At 70.7% G+C, this 12085-nt stretch carries 6 protein-coding genes; 4 read left to right on the top strand and 2 right to left on the bottom strand.

Features of this window, described 5'->3' with window-relative positions:
• Nucleotides 1-223 precede the first annotated feature (223 nt).
• Nucleotides 224-2833 (top strand): glycoside hydrolase family 3 N-terminal domain-containing protein, encoded by a 2610-nt coding sequence (locus tag AB0M70_RS03625; RefSeq protein ID WP_365815878.1) that lies wholly within the window; start codon nt 224-226, stop codon nt 2831-2833.
• Here the strand turns inward: AB0M70_RS03625 and AB0M70_RS03620 are convergent.
• Nucleotides 2830-3534: a TetR/AcrR family transcriptional regulator gene (locus tag AB0M70_RS03620; RefSeq protein WP_365815876.1), complete on the bottom strand. Its 705-nt coding sequence runs from the start codon at nt 3532-3534 to the stop codon at nt 2830-2832. The two genes, AB0M70_RS03625 and AB0M70_RS03620, sit on opposite strands and share 4 nt — an antisense overlap.
• A gap of 20 nt (nt 3535-3554) precedes the next feature.
• Nucleotides 3555-4739, bottom strand: coding sequence for a serine hydrolase domain-containing protein (locus AB0M70_RS03615; protein WP_365815874.1), 1185 nt, complete (start codon nt 4737-4739; stop codon nt 3555-3557).
• Between the two features lie 204 nt (nt 4740-4943).
• Here AB0M70_RS03615 and helR point away from each other — a divergent pair, with 204 nt between their 5' ends.
• The 3 genes from helR to valS all read left to right on the top strand — a co-directional run bounded on the left by helR (nt 4944) and on the right by valS (nt 12043).
• Entirely contained in the window at nt 4944-7109 is a 2166-nt protein-coding gene (helR, locus tag AB0M70_RS03610; RefSeq protein WP_365815872.1) for an RNA polymerase recycling motor ATPase HelR, read from the top strand.
• A gap of 202 nt (nt 7110-7311) precedes the next feature.
• On the top strand, nt 7312-9369 hold the full coding sequence (locus AB0M70_RS03605) for a phosphocholine-specific phospholipase C (protein WP_365815870.1): 2058 nt from the start codon (nt 7312-7314) through the stop codon (nt 9367-9369).
• A 100-nt stretch (nt 9370-9469) separates the two neighbouring features.
• Nucleotides 9470-12043: a valine--tRNA ligase gene (gene valS / locus AB0M70_RS03600; protein ID WP_365815868.1), complete on the top strand. Its 2574-nt coding sequence runs from the start codon at nt 9470-9472 to the stop codon at nt 12041-12043.
• Nucleotides 12044-12085 lie beyond the last annotated feature (42 nt).

Raw genomic sequence — 12085 nt, 5'->3', positions numbered from 1 at the left:
TCACGAGGCCGCAATGCGGGGCCGGCCCACGGCCTATGTCAGCCTCCGCCTCAGAAAACTGAACGACCTCCAAAGTTTTGCCGACGCGAGCATTGACCTTAAGCGTTCAACCAATCAAGACTCAGGCCCCACAACACCGCACTGGCGCGGGTGACGCATTCAGCTCTTGGCGTCGCCGACCCAGTTCGGCCTGCCCAGAGCCGCGTTCGGAGGCCATTTCGCCATGCCTGCCACCACACGTCGTGAACTCATGAAGCAACTCGGCGGCACCGCAGCCGCCTTCGCCTTCGTGGCCGCCGCCGGCCCGCTCGCCGCCGCGACGCCCGCGGTAGCCGTAGCCGCAGCCGCCGGAGGAACGCAAGCTCCCGCCTCCCCGGGCGCGGCCGCCGCCACGCGCCGCGTCCGGGGGCTCATCGCCCGCCTCACCCTCGACGAGAAGATCAGCCTCGTCCACGGCGCGACCGACCCGCGCAGACTGGGGCAGGCCGGTTACCTGCCGGGCGTCAAGCGTCTCGGCATCCCGGAGCTGCGCCTGAGCGACGGCCCCGCGGGCGTGAACGTCACGCAGTCCGCGACCGGCCTCCCGCCGGTCGCCACGCTCGGCTCCTCCTTCAACCTCGAACTCGCCCGCCGGTACGGCGAGGTCATGGGCCGCGAGGGCCGCACCCTCGGCATGGACGTCCTGCTCGCCCCGCAGATCGAGCTCTCCCGTACGCCCTACTTCAGCCGCAACAAGGACCAGTCCGGCGAGGACCCCTACCTCAACGGCCTGATCGGCGCCGCCCAGGTCGAGGGCGTCCAGGCGCAGGGCATGCTCGCCCAGGCCAAGCACTTCCTCGCCAACAACCAGCGCCTGCACGAGTTCGACCGCGAGAAGCCGGAGAACTCCTATGACTTCGTCGTCGACGACCGCACCCTGCACGAGCTCTACCTGCCCGCCTTCGAGGCCGTCGTGCGCGCCGGAGTGGCCTCGGTGATGTCGGCGTACAACCACCTCAACGGCGAGTGGAACTCCGAACAGAGCACCACCCTCACCGACATCCTGCGCGGCGAACTCGGCTTCCAGGGCTTCGTCACCTCCGACTGGGGCGCCACCCACTCCACGGCCGCGCTCGAAGCGGGGCAGGACATGCAGATGTGGGACGGCTCGTTCTACGGGGAGCCGCTCAAGAAGGCCATCAAGGACGGCTCCATCCCCGTCGCCGCCCTGGACACCGCCGTCTCCCGCATCCTCGGCCGGTACGACGCGTTCGGCATGCTCGACGGAAGCCGCGTCCCCGCCCGCAAGAAGATCGACGTCCAGGCCGGCGCCCGCGTCGCCCGCGAAGTCGCCACCCAGGGCGCGGTGTTGCTGGCCAACGACGGCGGACTCCCGCTGTCCCACGCCGCGTTGCGCGACCTCGCCCTCATCGGCCCGACCGCCGGCCAGGTCGCCACGTCGGTCTCCGGCGAGCGCGCGTACGGCTTCGAGGACCGCCTGGTCAGCCCGCTCGACGCACTGCGCCGCAGCACCAAGCGGAAGATCGCGTACGAGGTCGGCGTCGACCTCACGGGCACGGCAGTCCCCGCGTCCGCCTTCCCGAAGGGCCTGACGCGCAAGAGCAGCGGCACGAACAGGACCGACAAGAACGTCGACTTCGTCGGCGACAAGGCGCTCCCGGTCGGCGCGACGGCCGAGTGGACCGGCACCTTCGTGCCGCCCACCACCGGCGAGTACGCGCTCAAGATCCAGGGCTGGGGCGCGGCCGTCTCGCTCAGCCTCGACGGCAAGGAGCTGACGACGGCGGCCGGCGCCCGTGACAGCTTCGCGCGCAAGTGGTCCTCGATCGTCCCGACCACGGACGGCCTCGACAACGGTCAGGCCGACCCTGTCCGACTCACCGGCGGCACGTCCTACCAGGTCGTCGTCAAGGCCACCGGCTGGGCCGAGACCATCGCCGAACGCGGCCCGGTCCAGGTGCGGTTCGCCTGGGTGACACCGCAACAGCGCACCGCCTCGATCGCCGCCGCGGCGAAGCTGGCCCGGCGCGTCCACACCCCCGTCGTCTTCGCCTTCAACGGCTCGGGGGGATCGGTGGGCGGCAGCGGCGACTTCACCACCCTGACGCTCCCCGCCCACCAGGACGAGCTGATCACGGCCGTCGCCAGGGCCAACCCGCGTACGGTCGTCGTCCTCACCACCGGCTGCCCGGCGACGATGCCCTGGCGCCGCGAGGTCGGCACGATCCTGCACACCGGTTACGTCGGCCAGGAGGGCGGCTGGTCCACCGCCGACCTGCTCACCGGCCGCGCGAACCCGGGCGGCAAGGCCACGGTGACCTGGCCGAAGAAGGACACGGACCACCCCACCCTCGATCCGGCCCACCCCGAGCGCTACTACGGCGTCGACGGGGTGGTCACGTACAGCGAGGGCATCTTCACCGGCTACCGAGGCTTCGACAAGGCGGGCACAGAGCCTCTGTTCCCCTTCGGACACGGCCTGTCCTACACGGAGTTCGGCTACCGCGACCTGTCCGTGCGCAGGGCGGGCGAGGGGTACGAGGTGTCGTTCACGGTGACCAACCGGGGCCGGCGCGCGGGCGCCGAGGTCCCGCAGGTGTACGTGGGCGCCCCGCGCGGAGCCGCCGTCGAGATGGCCGTCAGGACGCTGGCCGCCTTCGACCGTGTCGAGCTGCGCGCGGGGGAGTCGCGCCGGGTCAGGGTGCGGATCGCCGAGCGGCAGCTGTCGTACTGGGACACGGAGCGCGGCCACTGGGTGCGCCCCGAGGGGCGGCGCGCGGTGTACGTCGGGTCGTCGTCCCGCGACATACGGCTGACGGGGGTGGCCCGCTAGGGGGTGGCGGGGTCGGTCGGCTCGCCAAGTCCCTCGCCGTCCACGGCGAGGGCTTGGACGAGCCGGTCCAGGTACGCCCGGTACAACCCGACGAAATCCAGCCGCCCTTCGGCGATGGCCCACTGCACCTGGAGCCCGTCGGACACGGCGAGGATCTCCCGCGCGATGCTCTCCGGGTCGATTCCCGGCTTCAACTGCCCCGCTTCGACGGCACGTTGCAGCGCCGAGGCCAGATAGTGCGCGACGCGTTCGTACCGCTCGGTGAAGTAGGCGTGCGCGGGGTGCGCGGGGTCACCCGCTTCCGCCGAAAGCCTGGTGTAGAGCTCGATGAGGCCCGGCTGGGTGAGGTTGTACGCGGCCAGCGCGAGCACCTCCCGGAACAGCGCGCGTACGTCGTCACCGCCAAAGACGGGGTCGGAGCCGGGGTCAGAGTCGGAGCCGGGGCCGAGCCGCCCGAAGGTACGGACGGTGCGCTCCTCGCGGGCTTCGAGCACCGCCATCAGGAGGCGCTGCTTCGACCCGAAGTGGTGGGTGATGACGGTGGCGGAGGTACCCGCCTCCTCGGCGATCTTCGCAAGCGACGAGTTCAGATAACCCGCTTTGGCGAAGAGCGCGAGCGCCGCGTCGATGATGGCCGCCCTGCGGGAATCGGCGGCGGCGTACTGCCCTGACGGGCGGTGGCGGGGGGTGCGCTGCTCCATGGGGGCAGATTACGTTCCCCCTACTTCAGCCCGCGGTACAGCGCCCCCACCAGATGCACGCTGCGCAGATCCTCCCCGGAGGTCCCGCCGCCCATCCGGTTCATCACGTACGCGTACGAGACCCGGTTCTCGGGATCGGCGAACGCGTAGGAACCGCCCGCACCCCCGTGCCCCACGGCCCGCGGATTGGGCCCCGCCTGGCCGTACCGGTTAAGCATGTAGCCGAGTCCCCAGTCCCACTTCTCGCCCCACGCCGTGCCCGCCGCGAGCACCAGGTCCGGTTCGTCGGGCTCGCCCTGCCGCGTCCGGAGCCGCTCGAGTGCCGCGGAACTCAGCAGCTCGCCGCCGCCCAGCGCCGCGTACACCGTCGCGAGCCCCCGCGCGGACGCGTGCCCGTTGGCCGCGGGGATCTCGGCGCAGCGGTAGGCCGCACTGTTCACGTTGCCGACGGGCAGGTACTGCAGGGCGAGCGTGACGACGGCCATCGGGTGGGCGTCGATCGAGGCCACCGGTGGCGCGGGCGGAGGCGCGGAGCCCAGCGCACTGCGCGGGCCGTCCGAGGCGAGCGGTCTCGCCATGTTCGCGCACCGGCCGTGCTCGCTCTCCGGAGTGCCCACGTACACATCCGCGCCAAGGGGGCCCGTGACCTCGCTCCGCAGGAACGTGCCGAGCGAGACCCCGGTGATACGCCGGACCACCTCACCGACCAGATAGCCGAAGCTCAGCGCGTGGTATCCCTGCGCCGAACCCGGCTTCCACCACGGCGGTGTCGCGGCCAGCGCCCCGCACACCTTCTCCCAGTCGTAGAGGTCGTCCGGCGTCATGGGCTCACGCGGCGCGATCACCCCGGAGCGGTGACTCAGGAGCCAGCGCACCGGGATGTCGTCCTTGCCCTCCTGGGCGAACTCCGGCCAGTAGCGGGCGACGGGCGCGTCCAGGTCGAGCTCGCCCCGGTCGGCCAGCAGATGCGCGCACAGCGCGGTCATCCCCTTGGTCGTGGAGTACACGTTCACCAGCGAATCGCGCTCCCACGCGCGCGTGCCCGTCTTGTCCGCGTCCCCGCCCCACAGATCGACGACGAACTCACCGTCGACCGTCGCCGCGACCGAAGCCCCCAGATCGCCGCGCTCGGCGAAGTTGCGCGCGAACTCCTCGCGTACGCCCTCGAATCCAGGGGCTACGGTTCCATGGATGCGTGCGGTCATGACTCTCCTCGATCGCTGGAAGCGCCGGCCTGGCAGGAGACAAGCGGGAGACGAAGCAGAAGGCAAAAAAAGAAGGCAAGGAGGTGTTCCCACTCCTTGCCACTCTTAATTTATAGCGCAGTGGGGGGCTTGCGGCAAGGCCCCGGTCATCCCGCACAATCGCAGGCCTAAGCCCACGACCTGCGAAAACGGGAGACTCCTTAAGTGCCTGCGTTGCTGTTTGCGTTCGACCTTCCTGCCCGCCTCGCCGCCAAGGCCGACCCGGCGCTGATCGCCCACGACGAGAAGCACTTCGCGGCCATCGAACAGAGCCTGAAGCAGACCGTCGCCGAAGTGTCCGACCGCCTCGACGCCCAGCGCAGGGCCCCCGGTGGCATCGGCCGTGAAGCGATGGACCGGGACCTGGAGATCCACCGCCTGTCCGGCCGCCTGCGCACGCTGAGCCGCTTCGGCCTCGACCTGTGCCTCGGGCACATCGTGACCGCGGACGACCCCGAGCCCGTCTACATCGGCAGGCTCGGCCTCACCGACAGCGAGGGCCGCCGGCTGCTGCTCGACTGGCGCGCCCCCGCGGCCGAGCCGTTCTTCGCGGCGACCCACGCCGACCCGATGGGCCTGGCGAGCCGCCGCAGATACCGCTGGACCGACGGCCGGATCAGCGATTACTGGGACGAGGTGTTCACCGCCGACGGGCTCGACGGGCACGCGGCGCTCGACGACCAGTCCGCCTTCATCGCCAGCCTCGGCGGCAACCGCTCGTCGCGGATGCGCGACGTGCTCGCCACCATCCAGTCCGACCAGGACGCCATCATCCGGGCGGGCTCCCGGGGTGCTCTCGTCGTCGACGGCGGTCCGGGCACGGGCAAGACCGTCGTCGCCCTGCACCGTTCCGCCTATCTCCTCTACTCCGACCCGCGTCTCGGTCACAGCCGGGGCGGCGTGCTCTTCGTCGGTCCGCACCGGCCCTACCTGAACTACGTCGCGGACGTCCTGCCCAGCCTCGGCGAGGAGGGCGTGCAGACCTGCATCCTGCAGGACCTGGTCACCGAGGGGGCCACGGCACAGCCCGAGAGCGACCCGGAGGTGGCCCGCCTGAAGGCGTCAGCCGACATGGTGAAGGCGATCGAGAAGGCCGTCAGGTTCTACGAGGAGCCGCCCACCAAGGGGATGACGGTCTCGACCGACTGGGCCGACGTACGGCTGAGCGCCGACGACTGGGCGGAGGCGTTCGACGCGGCGGGACGCGGCACACCGCACAACGAGGCGCGTGAGCAGATCTGGGAGGAGCTCGTCGCGATCCTCCTCGACAAGGTCGACGGCGACGTGCCCGGCGAGCTGTTCGAGCGGTCGCTGCGGCACGACGAGGAGCTGGTCACCACCCTGCACCAGGCGTGGCCGCTGCTCGAAGCGGCCGACGTCGTCGGAGACCTGTGGTCGAACTCCGCCTACCTGCGCATGTGCGCTCCCTGGCTCGACCGGGACGAGGTGCGCACGCTGATGCGCAAGGCGGCGCCCCAGGCCTGGACGGTCTCCGACCTGCCGCTCCTCGACGCGGCACGCCAGCGGCTCGGCGACCCGGAGGCGGCCCGGCAGAAGCGCCGGCACGAGGCGATCCTCGCCGCCCAGCGTGAGCAGATGGCGCAGGTCGTCGACAACCTGATCGACGCCGCGTCCGCCTCGGGCGCCGACGGTGACGACGGCGAGGGCCTGGTCACCATGTTGCGCGGCCAGGACGCCCAGGTCAGCCTGGTCGACGAGTCCGAGCTGCCGCCCACCGACCCGGACCGCCTCGCGGGACCGTTCGCGCACGTCGTCGTGGACGAGGCCCAGGAACTGACGGACGCGGAGTGGCAGATGCTGCTGCTGCGCTGCCCGTCCCGGAGCTTCACCATCGTCGGCGACCGCGCGCAGGCCAGGCACGGCTTCACGGAGTCGTGGCAGGAGCGCCTGGAGCGGATCGGGCTCGACCGGGTCGAGGTGGCCTCCCTGAGCGTCAACTACCGGACGCCGGAGGAGGTCATGACGGAGGCCGAGCCGGTCATCCGGGCGGCGCTCCCGGACGCCAATGTGCCGACCTCCATCCGCAGCAGCGGCATCCCCGTGACGCACGGTCCGGTGACGGAGCTGGACACGGTCCTCGACGGCTGGCTCGCCGCCCACGCCGACGGGGTCGCCTGTGTCATCGGCGATCCCGCCTTCCAAGAGACGCCCCGTGTCCGGTCGTTGACCCCGGAGCTCGCGAAGGGACTCGAGTTCGACCTGGTCGTCCTCGTCGACCCGGACCACTTCGGCGAGGGCGTCGAAGGCGCGGTCGACCGCTATGTGGCGATGACCCGGGCGACCCAGCAGCTCGTCGTCCTCACCAGCTGACCGGGTCGTAGTAGGGCATGTCGGTGCTTATGTGTCGGACAGGGAAGTTCTGGCCCATAGGGTCTGGCCTTGTGCCCTTCCCACCAAGGGTTGGACTTCTCTTCACATCCAGGTCACGGCCCCTTCCCTGATCCTTGCTCCCCTTGACACACTGCACCCGCTCACGCCCCCCACACCCCACATGACGAGGTCGAATCCACACATGCCAGAACTCAATCGGCGCCGGTTCATGCAACTCGCCGGAGGCACCGCGGCCTTCGCGTCGCTCTCGCAGAGCATCGCCCGCGCCGCCTCCCTGCCCGCCCAGCGCCGCTCCGGCTCCATACAGGACGTCGAGCACGTCATCGTCCTGATGCAGGAGAACCGTTCGTTCGACCACTACTTCGGCACGATGAAGGGCGTACGCGGCTTCGGCGACCCGCGCCCCGTGACCCTGCCCAGCGGCAAACCCGTCTGGAACCAGTCGGGCGGCGGCAAGGAGGTGCTGCCCTTCCATCCGGACGCCGAAGACCTCGGCATGCAGTTCATCGCGGGCCTCGACCACGACTGGGCAGGCGGCCACAGCGCCTTCGCCGACGGCACGTACGACAACTGGATCGCCGCCAAGTCCGAGCGGACGATGGCGTACCTGACGCGCGACGACATCCCGTTCCACTACGCCCTCGCCGACGCGTTCACCGTCTGCGACGACTACCACTGCTCGTTCATGGGGGCCACCGACCCCAACCGCTATTACATGCTGACGGGTCACGTCGGCAACGACGGCAAGGGCGGCGGCCCGGTACTCGGCAACCAGGAGGCGGGCTACGACTGGACGACGTACGCCGAGCGCCTGGAACAGGCCGGGGTCTCCTGGAAGGTGTACCAGGACATCGGGGACGGCCTGGACGCGGCCGGGCACTGGGGCTGGATAGACGACGCGTACCGCGGGAACTACGGCGACAACTCGCTGCTCTACTTCAACAAGTACCGCAACGCCAAGCCCGGCGACCCCCTCTACGACAAGGCGCGCACCGGCACGAACGTGAAGGCGGGCGACGGCTACTTCGACCTCCTGAAGGCCGACGTGAAGGCCGACAAGCTCCCGCAGGTCTCCTACATCGCCGCGCCCGAGGCCTTCTGCGAGCACCCCAACTGGCCGGTGAACTTCGGTGCCTGGTACATCGCACAGGTCCTGGACGCGCTCACCTCCAACCCCGCGGTGTGGGCGAAGACGGCGCTGTTCATCACGTACGACGAGAACGACGGCTACTTCGACCACGTCGTCCCGCCGTACGTCCCCAAGGACGCCAACCAGGGCAAGTCCACCGTCGACACCGCGCTCGACTTCTTCCCGGGCAACGCGCAGTACGCCGCCGGACACTACGGCCTCGGCCAGCGCGTTCCGATGGTCGTCGTCTCGCCGTGGAGCACCGGCGGCTTCGTGAACTCCGAGGTCTTCGACCACACGTCGATCATCCGGTTCATGGAGAAGCGCTTCGGCGTGCGCGAGCCGAACATCTCGCCCTGGCGGCGCGCCATCTGCGGCGACCTCACCTCCGCCTTCGACTTCGCGGGCAAGGACATGGACCCCGCCACGCTGCCGGACACCGACGCCTATGAGCCGCCGGACAAGGAGCGTCACCCCGACTACGTGCCCAAGGCCCCCGCGAAGGCGAACCTGCCCAAGCAGGAGTCCGGCTCCCGGCCCGCGCGCCCGCTGCCGTACGCACCGCTGGTGGACGGGGCCGGGGCGCCCGCCGACGGCAAGTTCACGCTGACCTTCGGCGGCGGCGACGCGGCGGGCGTCTGCTTCCACGTCCGCTCCGGCAACCGTACGGACGGGCCCTGGACGTACACCACGGAGGCCGGCAAGAAGATCTCCGACACCTGGAACACGGCGTACTCGAAGGGTGCGTACGACCTGTCGGTGTTCGGGCCCAACGGCTTCCTGCGCGTCTTCAAGGGACCCGGCAAGAAGGCGGGCCCCGAGGTCACCGCCCGCCACGACAAGGCCACCGGCAACCTCAGGCTGACGCTGAAGAACGCGGGCACGGCCGACGTGAACCTCAGCGTCTCCAACTCCTATGGCGGCGCCGCCCAGACGTTCAAGGTGAAGGCGGGCGGCACCGTCGAGCACACCGTGGACCTGCGGGCGAGCAAGCGCTGGTACGACGTGACGGTGAAGTCCGACGCGGACGCCACCTTCCTGCGGCGCTTGTGCGGGCACGTGGAGAACGGCCAGGCGGGCGTCAGCGACCCGGCGATCCTCTCCGCCTGACAACGCCCGGCGGCCCCAGGAGCACAGGCACCTGGGGCCGCCGCTCCTGCCGCGAAAACAGGAGGCCGGAGCACCCCGCCCGCGCTTACCATGCGGAGGCATGACCTTCCCCCATCGCACCGGCGCGGACGGCGCCCCCGACAAACTCTCTCTCGACGGGCTCGAGGAGAAATGGTCGAGGCGATGGGACGAGTCGGGCGTATACGCCTTCGACCGCACCAGGACGCGGGCGGAGGTCTTCTCCGTCGACACCCCGCCGCCCACGGTCAGCGGCTCCCTGCATGTCGGGCACGTCTTCTCCTACACGCACACCGACACCGTCGCCCGCTATCAGCGCATGCGCGGCAAGGAAGTCTTCTATCCGATGGGCTGGGACGACAACGGCCTGCCGACCGAACGCCGTGTCCAGATCCACTTCGGCGTCCGGTGTGATCCCGCGCTGCCCTACGACCCTTCGTTCCGGCCGCCGGAGTCACCGCCCAAGAACCAACTTCCCGTTTCGCGGCGCAACTTCATCGAACTGTGCGAACGCCTCACCATCGAGGACGAGAAAGCCTTCGAGGAGCTGTGGCGGCTGCTCGGCCTGTCCGTCGACTGGTCGCGTACGTACCGGACGATCGGCACCGAGGCGCGCGCCACCGCGCAGCTCGCGTTCCTCAACAACCTGGCGCGCGGCGAGGCATACATCGCAGAGGCGCCCACCCTGTGGGACATCACCTACCGCACGGCCGTCGCGCAGGCCGAACTGGAGGACAGGGAGCGGCCCGGCGCCTACCACCGGCTCACCTTCCACGGCCCGGACGGCCGGCCGGTCGTCATCGACACCACCCGGCCCGAACTCCTTCCGGCGTGCGTCGCGCTGGTCGTCCACCCCGACGACGAGCGCCACAAGGACCTGATCGGCACGACGGTCCGCACTCCGCTCTTCGGCGTCGCGGTACCCGTCGTCGCCCACCGCGCCGCGGTCCCGGACAAGGGCACGGGCATCGCGATGATCTGCACGTTCGGCGACACGGCCGACGTCACCTGGTGGCGAGAACTGCGGCTCGCCACACGGCCGGTCATCGGCTGGGACGGCCGTTTCCTGGCGCAGCCGCCGAGCGGGGTCGAGTCGGCGGACGCCGTCGCCGCGTACGCGAAGCTGGCGGGCGCCACCGCGCACACCGCACGGGAGCGAATCGTGGAGCTGCTGCGGGCGAGCGGCGAACTGGAAGGCGAACCACGGCCCGTCACCCACGCCGTGAAGTTCTACGAGAAGGGCGACCGGCCCCTGGAGATCGTCACCACCCGGCAGTGGTACCTGCGCAACGGCGGCCGCGACGCACACCTGCGGGACGAACTCATGGCGCGCGGCGGCGAGTTGATCTGGCATCCGCCGCACATGCGGGTGCGCTACGAGAACTGGGTCGGTGGCCTGAACGGCGACTGGCTGGTCAGTCGGCAGCGCTTCTTCGGCGTCCCGATCCCGGTCTGGTACCCCCTGGACAACAACGCCGAGCCCGACCACGCCCACCCGATCGTCCCGGACGCCTCCGCCCTGCCCGTCGATCCGAGCGCGGAGGCACCGCCCGGCTACGAGGACGCCCAGCGAGGTGAGCGGCACGGCTTCACCGGCGACCCGGACGTCATGGACACCTGGGCCACCTCCTCGCTCACCCCGCAGATCGCCGGAGGCTGGCGCTCGGACCCGGACCTGTTCGCGCGCGTCTTCCCGATGGACGTCCGGCCGCAGGCCCACGAGATCATCCGTACCTGGCTGTTCTCTACGGTGGTGCGCGCCCACGCCGAGCAGGGGGAGCTGCCGTGGCGGCATGCCGCGATCTCCGGCTGGATCCTCGACCCCCACCGCAAGAAGATGTCGAAGACCAAGTCGAACGCGGTCACGCCCGGGGACCTGCTCGTCCGGCACGGCTCGGACGCGGTCCGCTACTGGGCGGCGAGCGGGCGGCCCGGCACGGACACGGCGTTCGACGTCGGCCAGATGAAGGTCGGCCGCCGCCTGGCGACCAAGCTCCTGAACGTCGGCACGTTCGTGCTGAGCCTCGGCGATGCGGCCGGGCCGGCGCACCCGGCTCCGGTCACCGAACCGCTCGACCGGGCGGTGCTCGCCGAACTCGCCGCCACCGTGGAGGAGGCGACCGCCGCCTTCGACGACTTCGACTACGCGCGGGCGCTGGAGCGTACGGAACGATTCTTCTGGCGCTTCTGCGACGACTACGTGGAGCTGGTGAAGGCGCGGGCGTACGGCGACCAGGGCGAGGACGCGGGGACGCAGTCGGCGCGCGCGACGCTGCGGACCGTTCTCGACGCGCTGGTCCGCCTGTTCGCGCCGGTTCTGCCCTTCGTCACGGAGGAGGTGTGGTCCTGGTACGCCCAGGGCTCCGTCCACCGCGCCGCGTGGCCCACACCCGAGGTCCCCGAAGGAGCGGACGCCGCGGTCCTGACGACGGCCTCGGAGGTCATCGCGGCGATCCGCAGGGCGAAGTCGGAGGCCAGGCTCTCGATGCGGGCGGAGGTCGCGGGGGTGGTCGTCCTCGGACCACGCGCGAGCCTGCACCGCTTCGCGCTCGCGCAGGCGGACGTGCGGGCCGCGGGGCGGGTCGGGGCCGTGGAGACGCGGGAGGGGGAGACGCAGCTGAGGGTCGAGGTGCGCGTCGGGGATCAACCCGGGTGAGTCAGGTGTCACAGGGGGCGCGAGGGGCTGGCGAAGCGCCCC

This window comes from Streptomyces sp. NPDC051214, assembly GCF_040682375.1.
In the GTDB taxonomy this organism is placed as follows: domain Bacteria; phylum Actinomycetota; class Actinomycetes; order Streptomycetales; family Streptomycetaceae; genus Streptomyces.
The sequence above is the reverse complement of the archived record's forward strand: the minus strand, read 5'-3'. Positions and strand labels throughout refer to the sequence as shown.

What these genes read in the sequence shown, in the direction of transcription:
- AB0M70_RS03605 (WP_365815870.1), top strand. Translation starts at nt 7,312, where the DNA reads ATGCCAGAACTCAATCGGCGCCGGTTCATGCAACTCGCCGGAGGCACC.
- AB0M70_RS03620 (WP_365815876.1), bottom strand. Translation starts at nt 3,534, where the DNA reads ATGGAGCAGCGCACCCCCCGCCACCGCCCGTCAGGGCAGTACGCCGCC.
- valS (WP_365815868.1), top strand. Translation starts at nt 9,470, where the DNA reads ATGACCTTCCCCCATCGCACCGGCGCGGACGGCGCCCCCGACAAACTC.
- AB0M70_RS03615 (WP_365815874.1), bottom strand. Translation starts at nt 4,739, where the DNA reads ATGACCGCACGCATCCATGGAACCGTAGCCCCTGGATTCGAGGGCGTA.
- AB0M70_RS03625 (WP_365815878.1), top strand. Translation starts at nt 224, where the DNA reads ATGCCTGCCACCACACGTCGTGAACTCATGAAGCAACTCGGCGGCACC.